The organism is Pseudomonas sp. PI1 (assembly GCF_000812405.1).
Taxonomy (GTDB): domain Bacteria; phylum Pseudomonadota; class Gammaproteobacteria; order Pseudomonadales; family Pseudomonadaceae; genus Pseudomonas; species Pseudomonas citronellolis.
Window position 1 is genome coordinate 247,758 of record NZ_JWMC01000045.1, and the last position, 16,814, is coordinate 264,571.

At 67.8% G+C, this 16,814-nt stretch carries 13 protein-coding genes; 6 read left to right on the top strand and 7 right to left on the bottom strand.

Annotated elements, in window-relative coordinates; all coding sequences use genetic code 11:
- Positions 1–14: 14 nt before the first annotated feature.
- On the bottom strand, positions 15–641 hold the full coding sequence (locus RN02_RS16050) for a LysE family translocator (RefSeq protein WP_043315255.1): 627 nt from the start codon (positions 639–641) through the stop codon (positions 15–17).
- A 137-nt stretch (positions 642–778) separates the two neighbouring features.
- On the opposite strand from RN02_RS16050, the gene RN02_RS16055 reads away from it, so the two are divergent.
- Positions 779–1,261, top strand: coding sequence for an Lrp/AsnC family transcriptional regulator (locus RN02_RS16055; RefSeq protein ID WP_009617716.1), 483 nt, complete (start codon positions 779–781; stop codon positions 1,259–1,261).
- Here the strand turns inward: RN02_RS16055 and RN02_RS16060 are convergent.
- The 3 genes from RN02_RS16060 to RN02_RS16070 are packed head-to-tail and all read right to left on the bottom strand — an operon-like array spanning position 1,258 to position 3,604.
- On the bottom strand, positions 1,258–2,178 hold the full coding sequence (locus RN02_RS16060; protein ID WP_043315257.1) for a biotin-dependent carboxyltransferase family protein: 921 nt from the start codon (positions 2,176–2,178) through the stop codon (positions 1,258–1,260). The two genes, RN02_RS16055 and RN02_RS16060, sit on opposite strands and share 4 nt — an antisense overlap.
- The gene (pxpB, locus tag RN02_RS16065) at positions 2,175–2,852 is read right to left on the bottom strand and encodes a 5-oxoprolinase subunit PxpB (RefSeq protein WP_043315258.1); all 678 of its coding nucleotides are present in this window, start codon (positions 2,850–2,852) and stop codon (positions 2,175–2,177) included. Before pxpB ends, RN02_RS16060 begins: the two co-directional genes overlap by 4 nt.
- Positions 2,849–3,604 carry a 5-oxoprolinase subunit PxpA gene (locus RN02_RS16070; protein ID WP_043315259.1) on the bottom strand — a complete coding sequence of 252 codons (756 nt, stop codon included), beginning with the start codon at positions 3,602–3,604 and terminating at the stop codon, positions 2,849–2,851. The genes pxpB and RN02_RS16070 overlap by 4 nt, the downstream gene beginning before the upstream one ends.
- Positions 3,605–3,748: 144 nt before the next feature.
- Here RN02_RS16070 and lpxO point away from each other — a divergent pair, with 144 nt between their 5' ends.
- Positions 3,749–4,648 (top strand): lipid A hydroxylase LpxO, encoded by a 900-nt coding sequence (gene lpxO, locus RN02_RS16075; RefSeq protein ID WP_043315260.1) that lies wholly within the window; start codon positions 3,749–3,751, stop codon positions 4,646–4,648.
- Positions 4,649–4,701: 53 nt separating this feature from the next.
- Here the strand turns inward: lpxO and RN02_RS16080 are convergent, their stop codons facing one another.
- Both RN02_RS16080 and RN02_RS16085 read right to left on the bottom strand, forming a co-directional pair.
- Positions 4,702–7,245, bottom strand: coding sequence for a PepSY domain-containing protein (locus RN02_RS16080; protein ID WP_236695192.1), 2,544 nt, complete (start codon positions 7,243–7,245; stop codon positions 4,702–4,704).
- 90 nt (positions 7,246–7,335) lie between these two features.
- Positions 7,336–9,585: a TonB-dependent receptor gene (locus RN02_RS16085; RefSeq protein ID WP_043315262.1), complete on the bottom strand. Its 2,250-nt coding sequence runs from the start codon at positions 9,583–9,585 to the stop codon at positions 7,336–7,338.
- A 203-nt stretch (positions 9,586–9,788) separates the two neighbouring features.
- On the opposite strand from RN02_RS16085, the gene RN02_RS16090 reads away from it, so the two are divergent.
- The 3 genes from RN02_RS16090 (at position 9,789) to RN02_RS16100 (ending at position 13,171) form a co-directional block, all read left to right on the top strand.
- The gene (locus RN02_RS16090) at positions 9,789–10,469 is read left to right on the top strand and encodes a Fe2+-dependent dioxygenase (RefSeq protein ID WP_043315263.1); all 681 of its coding nucleotides are present in this window, start codon (positions 9,789–9,791) and stop codon (positions 10,467–10,469) included.
- Position 10,470: 1 nt separating this feature from the next.
- On the top strand, positions 10,471–11,265 hold the full coding sequence (locus RN02_RS16095) for a tetratricopeptide repeat protein (protein WP_043315264.1): 795 nt from the start codon (positions 10,471–10,473) through the stop codon (positions 11,263–11,265).
- A 115-nt stretch (positions 11,266–11,380) separates the two neighbouring features.
- Positions 11,381–13,171, top strand: a complete 1,791-nt coding sequence (locus tag RN02_RS16100) for a phosphoethanolamine transferase CptA (RefSeq protein WP_043315265.1) — start codon at positions 11,381–11,383, stop codon at positions 13,169–13,171.
- A 453-nt stretch (positions 13,172–13,624) separates the two neighbouring features.
- On the opposite strand, the gene RN02_RS16105 is transcribed toward RN02_RS16100, so the two are convergent.
- Complete coding sequence (locus tag RN02_RS16105) at positions 13,625–14,788, bottom strand: type III PLP-dependent enzyme (RefSeq protein WP_043315266.1); 1,164 nt, start codon at positions 14,786–14,788, stop codon at positions 13,625–13,627.
- Positions 14,789–15,526: 738 nt separating this feature from the next.
- Here RN02_RS16105 and RN02_RS16110 point away from each other — a divergent pair.
- Positions 15,527–16,798, top strand: coding sequence for a cation:proton antiporter (locus tag RN02_RS16110; RefSeq protein WP_043315267.1), 1,272 nt, complete (start codon positions 15,527–15,529; stop codon positions 16,796–16,798).
- The last annotated feature ends 16 nt before the right edge of the window (positions 16,799–16,814 follow it).

Genomic DNA, 16,814 nt, shown 5'->3' on the forward strand with positions numbered 1-16,814 from the left:
ATTCCCCCACACTCCTACACCGCCCTCAACAACGCCAACCGCGCCCCAAACCCGATCAGCAACGAAGCAAAAGCCCACTGCTGCACCCGCTGCGCCAAGGCATGCCGCTCCAGCCAACGCCCCAACCGAGCCCCGCTCAACGCATAGAAACTATCGAACACCAACCCCACCCCCACCAACACCGCCCCCAGCACGCCGAACTGCAACGCCAACGGCCCCGCATCCGGCCGCACGAACTGCGGCAACAGCACCGAACAGAACAACAACGCCTTGGGATTGAGCAGATTGGTCAGCAACCCATTGCCAAAGGCCCGCCGCCAACTCCGCGCCTGAACCTCGGCCACAGGCTCGATGCCCGCCAACGACGGCCGCGCCAGCAACATGCGCAGCCCCAGCCACGCCAGGTAGGCCGCGCCAGCCAAACGCACCACATCGAAGGTCCAGGGCACGCTGCGGAACAACAGCGCCAGCCCGGCACCAGCCAATACCACATGGCAGCCCCGCGCCGTGGCCAGGCCCAGGGCGGTGACCAGGGCCGTGCGGCCGCCGCGGCTGGCGCCGGTGTGCAGCAGCAGGAGCATGTCCGGCCCGGGCAGCAAGTAGACCATCGCCAGGGCCAGCAGGAAGACACCGAAATCCATGGTTCGCACTCCGCAGCAAGGGACTCCGGTCAAGGATTCTATGCCCGAAGGCCAGGGCAGGTGCTTGCTTATTCGGCTTGCCAGTCTGGGTAGTTTTGGCATGATCTGCCAATCCAAATCCTGAAAGCTGGTCAGATATGCCAAACCACAAACTGGACGCCTACGACCACCGCATCCTCGCCGCCCTGCAGCGCGACGGCCGCCTGAGCAACGTGCAACTGGCCGAGGCCATCGGCCTGTCGCCCTCCCCCTGCCTGCGCCGCGTGCGCCTGCTGGAAGAGGCCGGGGTGATCCGCCGCTACGGCGCCGACCTGGACCGCGACCAGGTCGGCCTGGGCCTGACGGTGTTCGTCGGGATCAAGGTGGAGCGCCACCACGAGGAACAGGCCGAAGCCTTCCGCCGCGCGGTGGTCGACCTGCCCGAGGTGATCTCGGTGCACCTGGTCTCCGGCGAGGCGGACTTCCTGCTGCAGGTGGTGGTGCCGGACCTGCGCGCCTACGAGCACTTCCTCACCGGCACCCTGCTGAAGCTGCCGGGGGTGAGCGACATCCGCAGCAACTTCGCCATCAGCACCCTCAAGGAATCGGCGCCGCTGCCCCTGCAGCACCTGCCCCGCTAGCCGCGGAAGAAACGGTAGAAGCGCCGCAGTTCATCCTGCGCCGCCTCCAACTCCGCCTCGGCGAAGCGCACCTCGGCGTGGGCCGGGCACTGCGCCAGGCGGCCCAGGTCCAGGGGGTGGACGAAGCCGAGCAGCGGGTAGCCGCCCATGCTCTGGTGGTCGGCCTGCAGGACGATGGGCTGGCCATCCGGCGGCACCTGGATGGCGCCACGGACCACGCCCAGCGACCATTGCCGGCGGGGTGCGCGGATCGGCTCGCCGTGCAGGCGCGCGCCCATGCGGTCGGATTGCGGGCTGAGTTGCCAGGTGCGCTCAAAGAAGGCGGCCCGCTGCTCCGGCTCGAAGGCGTCACCGCCGGGCAGCACGCGCAGCACCGGCGTCTCGCGGTAGTCCGGCACGTAGGGCCTGGGCACGCTGGCGCCGCGTTCGAAGGCTTCGCCGCTAGCCGTGCAAGGCAGCAGGTCGCCCTCCTCCAGCGCCCGGCCGTCGCCGTGCAGGCCGCCCAGGCCCTCGCGGCGCTGGGCGGCGACGCTGCCCAGCACGGGTTCGACGCGGAAGCCGCCCGCCACCGCCAGGTAAGCGCGCTGGCCGCTGGCGGCGAAGCCCAGTTCCAGTTCCTGCCCGGCGCGTAGGGCGAAGCGCGACCAGCCAGGGCGCGCTTCGCCGTCCACGCGGATCGGCACTTGCGCACCGCACAGCGCCAGCCAGCAATCCGCTTCGGCCCGCAGGCGCAGGCCGCCGAGGGCTACCTCCAGTAGCGGCGTGCCCCAGGCGTTGTCCAGCAGATGGTTGGCCCAGGCCGCGGCATGGATATCCACAGGCCCGCCGGTGGAAACACCGAGATGCTGCCAGCCGTGGCGGCCGGCATCCTGCAGCAGGATCAGCGGGCCGGCCTTGAATACCCGCAGGCCGCTCATGGGCAGCCTCCGGCGCGGCGGAAGGCAGCCTCGTCGATGGGCAGGAAACGCACCCGGTCGCCCACCGCCAGCGGGCACGGCGGCTCCTGGTGTGGGTCGAATAGGCGCTGCGCGGTGAGTCCCAGCAGGTGCCAGCCGCCCGGCGAGGCCTGTGGATAGACCGCGGTCTGCCGCTCGGCGATGGCCAGGCTGCCGGCCGCCACGCGGGTGCGCGGGTTGGCCCGGCGCGGCAGGGCCAGGCGCTCGTCCAGCTCGCCGAGGTAGGCGAAGCCCGGGGCGAAACCGATGGCGCCGACGCGGTACTCGCGGGCGCTGTGCAGCTCGATCACCTGGTCCCTCCGCAACCCGCAGCGCCGGGCCACCTCGTCGAGGTCCTCGCCGGCGTACCACACGCGGATTTCATGCAGGCGCCCGGCGGCGTCGCTCGGCTCGGGGCCGGGCCAGTCCGCCAGCAACGGCGCCAGGCGGCGCTGCAGGTCGAGGGGGTCGGTGCGGCGCAGGTCGTAGTGCAGCAGCAGCGTGGTCCAGCCCGGCACCAGGTCGGTCAGCACCTCGCCCAAGGCCGAGCGCAGGCGTTCGGCCAGGGCGGCGATGCGTAGCGGCAGGTACGCGTCCGGGCGTTCGGCCAGGGTCAGCAGCAGGGCTTCGGCGCCGAAGGGCTCGACGCGGATCATGCGGCGTCCAGCAGGCCACGCAGGCGCCGCAGCACCGCCAGGGATTCGGGGTTGTCGCCGTGCACGCAGAGGCTGTCGGCGCGCAGCCGCAGCGGGTTGCCGTCGATGTCCGGGAAGGGCTCGCCACGGGCGATGGCCAGGGCCTGGTCGAGGATACGCTGCGGCTCGTGGTGCACCGCGCCGACCAGGCGCCGCGGGGCCAGCTGGCCGTCGGGCAGGTAGGCGCGGTCGGCGAAGGCCTCGAACATCAGCGGCACGTCGGCAGCATCGGCCAGGGCCAGTTCGCGGCGGTTGTCGGCCAGGGCCAGGACCATCAGCGGCAGGCCCTTGCGGTAGGCCGCGCAGGCATCGAGCACCGCCGCCAGCAGGGCGTCGTCGCGCACCAGGTCGTTGTACAGCGCGCCGTGGGGCTTCACGTAGTCGACGCGGGTGCCGGCGGCGCGGCAGAAGGCGTCCAGCGCGCCCACCTGGTACAGCACCAGGGCCTGCACCTCTTCCGGCGAACAGCTCAGATGGCGGCGGCCAAAACCGGCCAGGTCGGGGTAGGACGGATGCGCGCCTATGCTCACGCCCTGCTCCACCGCCAGGCGCACGGTGCGCTGGAGGGTCAGCGGGTCGCCGGCGTGGAAGCCGCAGGCCAGGTTGGCCTGGTCGATCAGCGGCATGGCGTGGACGTCGTCGCCCATGCGCCAGGCGCCGTAGCTTTCCCCCATGTCGCAGTTGAGCAGGATGCGAGTTGACTGATCGGTCATGATACTGCCTCGACTTCGCCGGCGAGTTTCGGAAACATCCCTAGGTTAAACCAGAGGGCCATCATTTAGTCTTAGGAATATTCAGTAACGATTCAGGGGAGTAATATCCTCCGCTTCCTCCCGCCGAAAGCCATCGACTCGAAGATGAAAGCCCTGATCCTGGCTGCCTACGCGGCCTGCATCGCCTATGTGCACGTACGCGGCAAGGTCCGCCACAAGCTGTCCCGGCAGCTGAGCGACCACTCCAGCTTCCTCGCTCCGCTGAACTGCTTCATGTACCTGTTCTCCAGGGTGCCCAATACGCCGTACCTGACGCCCAACGCCTTCCCGGAGATGCAGAAGCTCACCGACAACTGGGAAGTCATCCGCGCCGAGGCCCTGCGCCTGCGCGAGGCCGGCAGCATCAAGCGCTCCGAGCAGTACAACGACGTCGGCTTCAATTCCTTCTTCAAGACCGGCTGGAAGCGCTTCTACCTGAAGTGGTACGACGACGCCCACCCCTCGGCCGACGTGGTCTGCCCGCAGACCACCGCGCTGCTGCGGGAAATCCCCTCGGTGAAGGCGGCGATGTTCGCCGAGTTGCCGCCGGGCTCGCGCCTGGTGCGCCACCGCGACCCCTACGCTGGCTCGCTGCGCTACCACCTGGGGCTGTTCACGCCGAACGACGAAGGCTGCTTCATCGAGGTGGACGGCCAGCGCTACTCGTGGAAGGACGGCGAGGCCGTGGTGTTCGACGAGACCTACATCCACTACGCCGAGAACACCACCGAGCATGACCGGGTGATCCTCTTCTGCGACGTCGAGCGGCCGCTGAAATACCGCTGGGCGCAGGCCTTCAACCGCTGGTTCAGCCGCAACGTGATGGCCGCCGCCGCCTCGCCCAACGACGACGGCGACAAGACCGGCGGCATCAACCGCGCCTTCGGCACGCTGTACAAGATCCGCCTGCAGGGCAAGGCGTTGAAGAAGCGCAACCGCAAGCTGTACTACCTGCAGAAGTGGGCGTTCTTCGGGGCGATCCTGGCGTTCATTCTCTGGGTTTGAAGAGCCGCTGGAGGCTAGAGGCTGAAGGCTGGAGGTAAGAGCCTTCAGCCTCTTTAATAAACATCCCGCCGGTAGCGCCCTTCTTCCAGCAACGCTTCCACCGCCAGGTCGCCCAGCGCTTCGCGCAGCACCGCGTCCACGCCGCCGGCCATGCCTTCCAGGCTGCCGCAGACGTAGATCGCGGCGCCCTCTTCCAGCCACTGCCGCAACTCCTCAGCGCGTTCGCGCAGCACGTCCTGCACGTAGACCTTGCTCGCCTGGTCGCGGGAGAAGGCCACGTCCAGGCGCTGGAGTTCGCCGCTCAGCAGGTAGCCTTCCAGCTCTTCGCGGCAGTAGAAGTCGTGCTCGCGGTTGCGTTCGCCGAACAGCAGCCAGTTGCGCCGGCGGCCCGCGCCTATGCTGGCGCGCAGCAGCGAGCGCAGGCCGGCCAGGCCGGTGCCGTTGCCGATCAGGATCAGCGGGCGGTCTTCCTCCGGCAGGTGGAAGCCGGCGTTGCGGCGCAGGCGCAGGGCCAGACCGGCGCCAGGCTGCAGGTATTCGGTGAGCCAGCCGGAACCCACGCCCAGGCTGCCGTCGGGGTGGCGTTCCTGGCGCACGATCAGCTCCAGGGCGCCGTCGCTGGGCAGCGAGGCGATGGAGTATTCCCGCGCCGCCAGCGGCACCAGGGCGTCCAGCAGCGCCTGCGGGTGCAGGCCGACCAGGTGGCCGAGGGAGACCGGTAGCTCGCGCCCGGTCAGGGCATCGGCCAGGGCCATGCTGCCGCCCTCGACTTCGACGCTGGCCTCGGCGTCCACGCCCAGATGCTCCAGCCAGGCCAGCACGCGTTCGCGCGGGTGCTGCGGAAGGATTTCCACCAGGTCGCCGGCACGCCAGTCGGCGCTGCTGCCGGCCGGCGCTTGCAGGCGCAGCAGCCAGGTGGACTGGCCCTGGCTGCCGGGGTTCAGGTGTTCGCGGGCGGCCAGGCTCCACAGTTCGTATTGCGGCGCAGCGAAGGGCACCGGTGCGGCCACGCCGGTCAGTTGCGCCAGGTGCTGCTGCCACTCGCGCAGGGCGGCGGCGTCGCCGTTGTCCACTTCCACGCCGTCGAACAGCGGCTGCGCGCCCTGCCCTTGCAGCCAGCCCTGCATCCGCCGGGCGAAGCCGCAGAAGGCCTGGTACTGGCGGTCGCCCAGGGCGAGCATGGCGAAGCGCAGCTGGCCGAGGCCGGCGGCTTCGCCGAGCAGCTTGCGCTCGAAGCCGCGGGCGCTGTCCGGGGCCTCGCCGTCGCCGAAGGTGCTGACCACGAAGAGCGCGTTGCGCGTCTGCTCCAGTTGCTGGCGGTCCAGGCGCGCCAGGGGCTCGACGCGCACCGCCAGGCCCGCGGCCTGCAGCTGCCCGGCGCTCTGCCAGGCCAATTGCTCGGCGAAACCGCTCTGGCTGGCGTAGCCCACCAGCCAGGCATCGGCGCCGCCGGCGCCAGCCAGTTCGACGCGGGCGGCCTGGGCGGCCTTCTTCTTGCGCCGGCGGTCCAGGTAGAGCAGCCAGCCGGTGACGAAGAACAGCGGCATGGCCAGGCTCGCCAGCATCATCAGGATGCGCCCGGGCGTACCGAAGTAGCTGCCCACGTGCAGGGCGTAGACGCTGGTCAGCAGCTGCTTGCCGAAGCTGCTGTCGGCGTAGCGCTTGTCGCCCAGCAGGCGGCCGCTCTTCGGGTCGATGCGCATTTCGTTGAAAGCGCGCTCGTGGGCGGCGTCGTCCAGGCGGTAGAACACCGTGGCCGGCTGCCCGCCCACCGGCGGCAGGCGCAGGTTGTAGGCCTCAAGACCAGGGCCGACGGTGCTGCGCAGGGTGTTCCACAGAGCGCTGTAGTCCACTTCCAGCGGCGGCCCCTTGGGCGCTTCGCCGCCACGGCCACCGCGGCCGCCCTGGCGCTGCTGGCCGGCCGGGGCGTCGTCGAGCAACTTGAACAGCGCGCCGCGGTACCAGTCGTAGGACCAGTACAGGCCGGTCAGCGAGGCCAGCAGATAGAAGGCCAGGCACCAGGTGCCGGCTACGGCGTGCAGGTCCCAGTTGAAGGCGCGACCCTTCTTGCGCCAGTCCAGGGCCAGCCAGGCGCGCCAGCTCAGGGTCTTGCGCGGCCAGCGCAGGTACAGGCCGGAGAGGCAGAAATAGATGAGGATCAGGGTGCAGGCCGCGGTCACCTGCTTGCCGAACTCGCCCAGGGCCAGGAAGCGGTGCAGCTGCATGATGAACATGAACAGGCCTTCCCCGGACGGCGCCGGCAGCGAGGCACCGGTGTAGGGGTCGACGTAGCGCGATTCGCCGCGGCGCTGGCCCGGCGGCGGGGTGAAGAAGATGCGCGCGGCCTCGTCGCCGTCGACCTTGGCCCAGACGAAGGACACCTTCTTGCCCGGCTCGGCGGACTCCACCCGCCGCACCAGTTCGTCCAGCGCCAGGGTGCCGCCGGGCTGCTCCTGCACCGTCAGGCTGGCAGGGTTGAAGGCGCGCAGCAGTTCGTCCTGGAACGACAGCGCCGCCCCGGTCACGCCCATCAGGGCCAGCACCAGGCCGGCGCTTATGCCGAAGAACCAGTGCAGCTGGAACCAGACTTTCTTCAACACCTTGCTCTCACCTCGGGCGCGGGGCGCCAAACAATAGAAAACCCCGCCCGAAGGAGCAACGGGCGGGGTGCACGGAAGGCCGTGCGATCAGAAGTGCAGGTTCACCCCCAGCAGCGCCGTGCGGCCCGGGGCCACGTGGGCCATGTGGGTGCTGTAGACCTGGTCGAAGTAACGCTTGTCGGTCAGGTTCTGCACGTTCAGCTGCAGGTCGACGTTCTTGCTCAGCTTGTAGCTGGCCATGGCGTCGTAGCGCCAGTAGGACGGGATGTAGGTCGAGTTGGCAGTGTTGCCGAACTGCTTGTCCACGTAGGTGGTGCCGCCGCCGATGGTCAGGTCCTGCAGCACCTCGTAGGTGGTCCACAGGGTGAAGTTGTTCGGCGCCACCTGCGGCATGCGGTTGCCTTCGTCGGACTTGGTGGTCGACTTGCGGATCTCGCTATCCAGGTAGGTGTAGCCGCCGAAGACCTTCCACTTGGGCGTCAGCTGGCCGCTGAAGCCCAGTTCCACGCCTTGCACGCGCTGTTCGCCGTCGAGCACCTGGAAGGAGCTGTTGTCCGGGTCGGCGACGCGGGCGTTGGTCTTGTCGGTGCGGAACACCGCGGCGTTCAGCGACAGCGCCTCGTCGAAGAAGTCCCACTTGGTGCCCAGCTCCAGGTTGCGGTTGCGTTCCGGGTCCAGGCTGGTGTTGGCCGCGCTGACTTCCTGGCCGCCTTCGCCTGCGGTCTCGCCGCTGGGGTTGCTGGAGGTGGACCAGGCCAGGTAGATGCTGCCGTTGGGCAGCGGCTTGTAGACCAGGCCGGTCTGGTAGTTCCAGAAGTGGGTGTTGCTCTCGCGCTTGAAGTTGCCCGGCGCCGAGCCGCGGCCGCCGGTGCTGTAGCCGCTGGACTCGGTGTCGAAGTCGTCGTAGCGCAGGCCCAGGTTCAGGTCCCACTGCTCGTTGAGCTTGAGGGTGTCGAACACGTAGACGGCCGAGGTCTTGGTATCGGTGTCGGTGTAGGCCTGGCTGTCGACGATGCTGCCGGTCCAGGGGTCCTTGGGCGTCGGGTTGGCCAGGCTGGTGCAGTCGCCGCTGGCCAGCAGGGCGGCGTTGCAGGTGTTGCCCGCGGCCCCCGGGGTCACCACGTAGGGACGGTTGTGCACGTCCTCGTAGCTGAACTCCAGGCCGGTCACCAGGCTGTGCTGGATGCTGCCGGTGTCGAAGGTGGCCTTCAGGTCGGTCTGGTTGACCCAGCCCTTGGAGGTGGAATTGCGGTTCTTCGACGAGCGATAGACGTAGCCGTTGGCGACGTTGCCGCGGCTGTCGTCGGGGTTGCTGACCACGTAGTCGAGGGTGGTGCGGACCATGCGGAAGCTGTTGGACAGCGTCAGGTCGTCGTTGAGGTCGTGCTCGATGCGGAAGGTGCCGCTGTCGGTGGTGCTCTTGCGGTAGTCGCGGTGGGTCAGGCCGTAGAAGTTGTCGCGGTCGACCGAGGCCGGCTTGCTCGGGTTGTGCTTGCTGCGGTCGACGTTGGTCAGCGGCAGGCCGTAGTCCGGGATGTCGTCGGTGGCCAGGTGGTAGTAGGAGAAGGTCGCGCGGGTCGGGGTGTTGAAGCCGAAGGTGATGGTCGGCGCCACGCCCCAGCGGCTGACGCTGACGTCGTCGCGGCCGGCGACGTTGGCTTCGTGCTTCATCAGGTTCAGGCGGAAGGCCGCATTGTCGCCCAGGGTGTGGTTGACGTCCAGGGTGGTGCGGTGGGTCTGGTCGGAACCGTAGGTGAAGCTGGCGTCGTTGAAGTCCTGCTGCTTGGCGGTCTTGCTCACCAGGTTCAGGCTGCCGCCGGTGGAGCCGGCGCCGGTGTAGGCCGAGCCCGGGCCCTTGCTGACTTCGATCTGCTCGATGTTGAACACTTCGCGGGTCTGCGAGGCGACGTCGCGCATGCCGTCGAGGAAGGTGTCGCTCTCGGCGTTGAAACCGCGGATGAACGGACGGTCGCCCGCCGGGTTGCCGCCCTCGCCGGCGCCGAAGGTGATGCCGGGCGTGGTGCGCAGAGCATCGACCAGGGTCAGGGCGCCGGTGTCCTTGATCACCTGCTGCGGGATCACGGTGACGGTCTTGGGCGTGTCGAGCAGCGGCGCGGTGTACTTCTGCGAGGCCGACTGCTGGACGTTGTAGGTTTCTTCGCCCTGCTGGCCGACGACGGTGTCGGCATCCAGCGACAGCACATCCTGTGCGGGCTTCTTCTCGGTGGACTCCGCCGCCTGGGCGAAGTGGCTGCCGGACATGGCGGTGATGGCCACACCGACGGCGGAGACCAGCAGGCGCGGAGCGCTGGTGGCTTCGACAGATTGACGCGACATCGAAAGTTCCCTCCCCAGGGACTTGCTGAAGGCGGCGCAATCTAGTGCAAAACGAGAATCTGTATCAATTAGTAAATATTATCAGACGCACTTTATTTACAACATTTACATTTACCCCGTGCGACCGTTCGCCACCTCCGCTATACGCTGCAAATGCAAATGTCTATCATCGGCGTCGGATTTTCATTTGACCGAGCCCCGCCATGCTGCTGCACATTCCCGGCCTGTTCACCCGCGACGAGGTGACCCGCATCCGCACCGCCCTGGAGCAGGCCGAGTGGGGCGACGGCAAGGTCACCGCCGGCTACCAGTCGGCCAAGGCCAAGCACAACCTGCAGCTGGCCCAGGACCACCCGCTGGCCCGCGAGATTTCCGAGGCCATGCTGCTGCGCCTGTGGCAGAACCCGCTGTTCATGTCCGCGGCCCTGCCGCACAAGGTGTTCCCGCCGCTGTTCAACTGCTACACCGGCGGCGGCAGCTTCGACTTCCACATCGACAACGCCGTGCGCGACGTGCAGGGCGGCCGCGAACGGGTGCGCACCGACCTCTCCTCCACCCTGTTCTTCAGCGACCCCGAGGACTACGACGGCGGCGAACTGGTCATCCAGGACACCTACGGCGAGCAGCGCGTGAAGCTGCCGGCCGGCGACCTGGTGCTCTACCCCGGCACCAGCCTGCACAAGGTCGAACCGGTGACCCGCGGCGCGCGCTTCGCCTCGTTCTTCTGGACGCAGAGCCTGGTGCGCGAGGACAGCCAGCGCGCCCTGCTGTTCCAGATGGACCAGGCGATCCAGAAGCTCACCGCCGACGTGCCGGAGCACCCGGCCCTGGTCGAGCTGACCGGCACCTACCACAACCTGCTGCGGCGCTGGGTCGAGGTCTGACATGGCGTTCGTCCTGCGCCGGCGCGAAGAGCTCTCGGTGGAGCAATTGCGCGCCCGCCTGGCCAGCGAACCGCGCCAGGCCGCGGCGGCCATCCTCGAAGCCGCGCGCCAGGGCGACGTCGAGGCCCAGGCGCTGCTCGGGCAGATCCTCCTCGACGGCCAGGGCATCGAGCGCGACCCCGCGCTAGCGGCGACCTGGTTCCGCATCGCCGCCGAGCGCGGCCACGCCATGGCGCGCAACATGCTCGGGCGCTGCCTGGAGCACGGCTGGGGCGTGCCCGCCAACCCCGCCGAGGCGGCCGAACACTACGCCCGCGCAGCGGCGGTGGACCTCGACTGGGGCCTGTACAACCTGGCCAACCTGCTGGCCACCGGCCGCGGCGTGCCGCGCGACGCGGCCCATGCCCTGGCGCTGTACCGGCGCGCCGCCGACCTCGGCCACGCCAAGTCGATGAACCTGGTCGGCCGCCATTACGAGGAAGGCCTGTGCGTGCCGCGCGACCCCGAGCAGGCCCGCGAGTGGTACCGCCGCTCGGCGGTGGCCGGCGACTTCCGCGGCCAGTTCAGCCACGCCGCGGCACTGGCCGAACGGGGCGAGGTGGAGGACGCGCGCTACTGGCTGCTGCGCGCCCTGGAGGGCGGCAACCTGAACTTCCTGCGGGTGGCCCGCGAGCAGCTGGAACGGGCGCCGCAGCCGCAACTGCGCAGCCTGGCCCTGGCCTACTACCGGCGCGCCGCGGAACTCGGCGAAACGGCCGACGCCGACCTGTTCGCCGCGGCGCTCAAACGCCTGTAAGCGCTTTCTTGACGTTTTTTTCACATGTCCTTGCCCCGCCCTTCACACGCTCCCCGCTAGGCTCGCTGCCCAACTGACCGCCCCGCACGGGCGGCCCCTGCAAGACGAGGCAAGCGTGTCGACTGCAACCAACCCCTCCCGCCGCAAGGTGGACTGGGCCGGCCTGGGCTGGCTGCTGCTGTTCTTCTGGTACTTCTCCGGCGTCACCCAGGCGCTGATCCTGTTCAGCGGCACCACCGGCTTCGCCGGCTTCCGCGACGCCTTCTTCCTCAGCAGCCTGTGGCTGGCCCCGCCGCTGCTGCTGCCGCGCTTCACCCGCGGCCTGGCGGCGCTGATCGGCCTGGTGCTGTGGGCAGCCTCGCTGGTGGGCCTGAGCTACTTCGGCATCTACCACCAGGAGTTCTCGCAGAGCGTCATCTTCGTCATGTTCGAGTCGAACACGGCCGAGGCTGGCGAATACTTCAGCCAGTACTTCAGCACCTGGCTGTGCCTGGCGCTGCTGCTCTACACGGCGGTGGCGGTGCTGCTGTGGCGGCGCGTGCGCCCGCTGCGCATGCCGGCGCCGGCCCGGGTGGCCCTGGCCGTGCTGCTGGTGGCGGCGAACCTGGCCTACCCCTTCTACAAGCAGATGGTCAGCCAGGAGCGCAGCTTCGCCCAGGCCCTGGAGAAGGTGCAGCAGCGCATGGAGCCGGCGGTGCCCTGGCAACTGGTGGTGGGCTACGCGCAGTACCGCCAGCAGTTGGACAACATGCAGAAGCTGCTGCAGCGCAACGCCGCCCTGCCGCCGCTGAAGAACCTCAAGGATGATAGCGGCGAGGCGCCGCGCACCCTGGTGCTGGTGCTGGGCGAATCCACCACCCGCGAGCACATGCACCTGTACGGCTACGACCGGCCGACCACGCCGAACCTCGACGCCCTGGCCGCCGGCGACCGCAACCTGACGGTGTTCAAGGACGTGGTCTCGCCGCGCCCCTACACCATCGAGGTGATGCAGCAGATCCTCACCTTCGGCGACGAGCAGCACCCGGACCGCTTCCTCACCGACCCGTCGCTGATCAACCTGATGAAACAGGCCGGCTACAAGACCTTCTGGATCACCAACCAGCAGACGATGACCAAGCGCAACACCATGCTCACCACCTTCTCGCAGCAGACGGACGAGCAGTTCTACCTGAACAACCAGCGCAACCAGAACGCCCGCCAGTACGACGACGTGGTCTTCGCGCCCTTCGAACAGGTACTCAAGGACCCGGCGCCGAAGAAACTCATCGTGGTGCACCTGCTGGGCACCCACATGGACTATCGCTACCGCTACCCCGAGGCGTTCGCCCGCTTCAAGGACCGCCAGGGCGTGCCGGCCGGGCTCTCGGACGATCAGGCGGACACCTACAACGCCTACGACAACGCGGTGCTGCACAACGACTTCGTGGTCGCCAGCCTGATCAAGCGCTACGCCGCCAGCGAGCCGAACGGCTTCCTGGTGTACCTTTCCGACCATGGCGAGGAGGTCTTCAGCTCCGGCAAGCACGACCGCCTGGGGCGCAACGAGGGCGACCCGACGCGGCCGATGTACACCATCCCCTTCCTGCTCTGGACCTCGCCGAGCTGGCAACAGGCCCATCCGCGCGACCTGCAGGCGCTGAGCGGAAGGCCCTACAGCAGCTCGCACCTGATCCACACCCTGTCCGACCTGGCGGGCCTGAGCTACGACCGCTACGAGCCGGGCAAGAGCCTGGTCAGCCCCGAGTTCGTCGCGGCGCCGCGCTGGATCGGCGACCCCTACGCGAAGAACGGCCTGCACGAGTTCGACAAGTTGCCGCTGGATAACGCAATGGGCGACCAGCAGTTGGCCAAGGCAAGCAAGGCGCCGGCCACCGTCCAGGTGCGCCAGGCCAACGAGGGTTGAGCCGCGCGGGCCATGCCCGCGATTTCGCGCGCAGGGCGCGCTCCTACATGGGTACGGTGTTGGGGCAATCTGCGAATCACGCCGATACGTCCGGCTATCGCGGACAAGGTCCGCTCCTACGCCCGTGCTTCCCTGGAACTGTAGCGGGCCCTGCCCGCGATTTCGCGCGCAGGGCGCGCTCCTACATGGAATGGCGTGGGTGGGGCGGCGTAGGAGCGGATCTCATCCGCGAATCGCGCCGATACCTCTGGCTATCGCGGACAAGGTCCGCTCCTACGTCCGCGCCATTCAGGCCGTAGGATGGGTTGAGCGAAGCGATACCCATCATCACCACCGCATGGGTTTCGCAAGCTCAACCCATCCTACGAAAAGCCCCCTCGGCGCAGTGGGAAGGCATTGGCCGGGGCAAAGAAAAACCCCGCATCGGCGGGGTTTCTTCGGTTCAGCTACGGCTCAGATGTAGAAGGCCTTCAGCGGCGGGAAGCCGTTGAATTCCACCGCGCTGTAGCTGGTGGTGTAGGCGCCGGTGGACAGCCAGTACAGGCGGTCGCCGGCGGCCAGGTTCAGCGGCAGGCCGTACTTGTAGTGCTCGTACATGATGTCGGCGCTGTCGCAGGTCGGGCCGGCGATCACCACTTCTTCCATCTCGCCCTTCTTCTCGGTCCAGATCGGGAACTTGATGGATTCGTCCATGGTTTCGATCAGGCCGGAGAACTTGCCCACGTCCGCGTACACCCAGCGCTCCACCGCGGTGCGCGACTTGCGCGCCACCAGCACCACTTCGCTGACCAGGATGCCGGCGTTGGCGATCAGCGAGCGGCCCGGCTCGAGGATGATTTCCGGCAGGTCGTCGCCGAAGTCTTCCTTGAGGAAGCGGATGATTTCCTCGGCGTAGGTTTCCAGGTCGTTGGTCTTGGCGATGTAGTTGGCCGGGAAGCCGCCGCCCATGTTGATCATCTTCAGCTCGATGCCATCTTCTTCCTTCAGGCGCTCGAAGATCACCTTGACCTTGGCGATGGCCGCATCCCACACGGAGATGTCACGCTGCTGCGAGCCGACGTGGAAGGAGATGCCGTAGGGCACCAGGCCCAGCTGGCGGGCGAGGATCAGCAGGTCCATGGCCATGTCGGTCTGGCAGCCGAACTTGCGCGACAGCGGCCAGTCGGCGGTGGTCGAACCCTCGGTGAGGATGCGCACGTAGACTTTGGAACCCGGCGCGGCCTTGGCGATGTTGCGCAGGTCGGCCTCGGAGTCGGTGGCGAACAGGCGCACACCCTTCTCGTAGAAGTAGCGGATGTCCTTGGCTTTCTTGATGGTGTTGCCGTAGCTGATGCGCTCCGGGCCCACGCCGGTCTTCATCACCTTGTCCAGCTCGTAGATCGAGGCGATGTCGAAGTTCGAGCCCTTGTCGCGCAGCAGCTCGGTGATCTCGGTGGCCGGGTTGGCCTTGACCGCGTAGTACACCTTGGCGAACGGGAAGCAGTGGGTCAGCTGGTCGTAGGCGTCGGCGATGGTCTGTTTGTCGATGACGACGAAGGGGGTTTCCTGCTTGTCGGCAAATGCCTTCATACGCTGGAAGGTTTCAGGGGCGAAGTAATCCTCGACCTTGATGGACATGGTTGGGACTCCCAATGGCAAAACACATGGATACGTAGGGGTGAAGCTGAACGTCTAATCCGTTTCCCCACTTTGGTTCGCCTACTTCCCAAGGCATGTCGCCGAGGATCAGACCTTCGATGTTCCAGCGGCTACTGCAACCCTCTCATGGCTAGGCGCTTCGCCGCAGGCAGTAGTGGACCTACGGCAAGGCGGAGCAACAACGCCAGGAGAGGGTTGCGGGAGTCGCAGGGCACCAGAGGCGACCTCTCGTCGTCAGTACTTGAGCCGGATGGATCGTTTCCAGCATGGACGTTCGGGCGCGAACTTTAGGACCTGAAGTCCGTGAGTTCAACCAGAAATTGCCGCTTTGCCGAATCCCTTTGTCGCCTTGCCGGTTGACTGTTCTAGATACTCCACAAAATGCACGGAATACCGCACAGCACGGGCGTTCTAGGGGTTTCGGAACGACCCGATCATCCCCCTTCTTTTTGACAGACCGGGGACAGCGACGAGGGTTCATCCGCAAGCAGTGCCGACCGACCACCGCCCCCTGACTTTGGGGAAAGTTCGCGCACCAGGCTCGGAAACCCGAACCACGGCTGGACCCCATACTCCCCGCCCCTGTCGGACGAAACCTCGGCGCTCGCCAATATGCCCGCCATATCCGGTTATCATCCGCTCTCTTTCCGCGTGCCCCCGACCCAGGGATAGGTCACTGGGGCCGGCCCACTTGCCTTGCCAAGGAGTACCTGCGACATGCTCGACCTCGCCGCGGCGTTCATCACGCTGACCACCCTGCTCACCTACGTGAACTACCGCTTCGTGCGGCTGCCGCCGACCATCGGCGTGATGGCCACGGCGCTGGTGTTCTCGCTCCTCGCCCAGGGCCTGTCGATGGCCGGCTACCCGGTGCTGGAGGTGGAGATGCAGCAGATCATCCGCCGCATCGACTTCTCCGAAGTGCTGATGACCTGGTTCCTGCCCGCGCTGCTGTTCGCCGGCGCCCTGCACGTGAACCTCGGCGACCTGCGCAACTACAAGTGGCCGATCGGCCTGCTGGCCACCTTCGGCGTGCTGATCGCCACCACGGTGATCGGCTACCTGGCCTACTACACCTTCGCCCTGTTCGGCTGGCACGTGGACTTCATCTATTGCCTGCTGTTCGGCGCGCTCATCTCGCCCACCGACCCCATCGCCGTGCTCGGCATCCTGCGCTCGGCCGGCGCGCCCAAGCCGCTGGCCACCACCATCGTCGGCGAGTCGCTGTTCAACGACGGCACCGCGGTGGTGGTGTTCACCATCCTCCTGGGCATCCTCATGGCCGGCGAGACGCCGACCGTCTCGGCCACCGCCTGGCTGTTCCTGCAGGAAGCGGTGGGCGGCGTGCTGTTCGGCGCGGCGCTGGGCTACGGGGTGTTCCTGATGATGCGCGGCATCGACCAGTACCAGGTGGAAGTGATGCTGACCCTCGCCCTGGTCATCGGCGGCGCCGCCCTGGCCGCGCGCCTGCACGTGTCGGCGCCGATCGCCATGGTGGTGGCCGGGCTGATCATCGGCAACCAGGCGCGCCAGTACGCCATGTCCGACGAGACGCGGCGCTACATCGACAAGTTCTGGGAGCTGATCGACGAAATCCTCAACGCCCTGCTGTTCGCCCTGATCGGCCTGGAACTGCTGCTGTTGCCGTTCAACTGGCTGCACGTGGTGGCCGCCCTGGTCCTCGGCGGCGCGGTGCTGGCCTCGCGCCTGCTCACCGTGGCCCCGGCCATCCTGGTGCTGCGCCAGACCGAGGCCGGGCGCCGCCAGGTGCCGAGCGGAACCATCCGCATCCTGGTCTGGGGCGGTCTGCGCGGCGGCGTGTCGGTGGCCCTGGCGCTGTCGCTGCCGCTGGGCGAACAGCGCGACCTGATCCTCAGCCTGACCTACGTGGTGGTGCTGGTGTCCATCCTGCTCCAGGGCCTGTCCATCGGCCCGCTGGTGCGCACCCTCTACCGCGGCGCGGCGCCCGCGGCCGACGACGGCCACTGAGGCGGGGCCCTGCGGC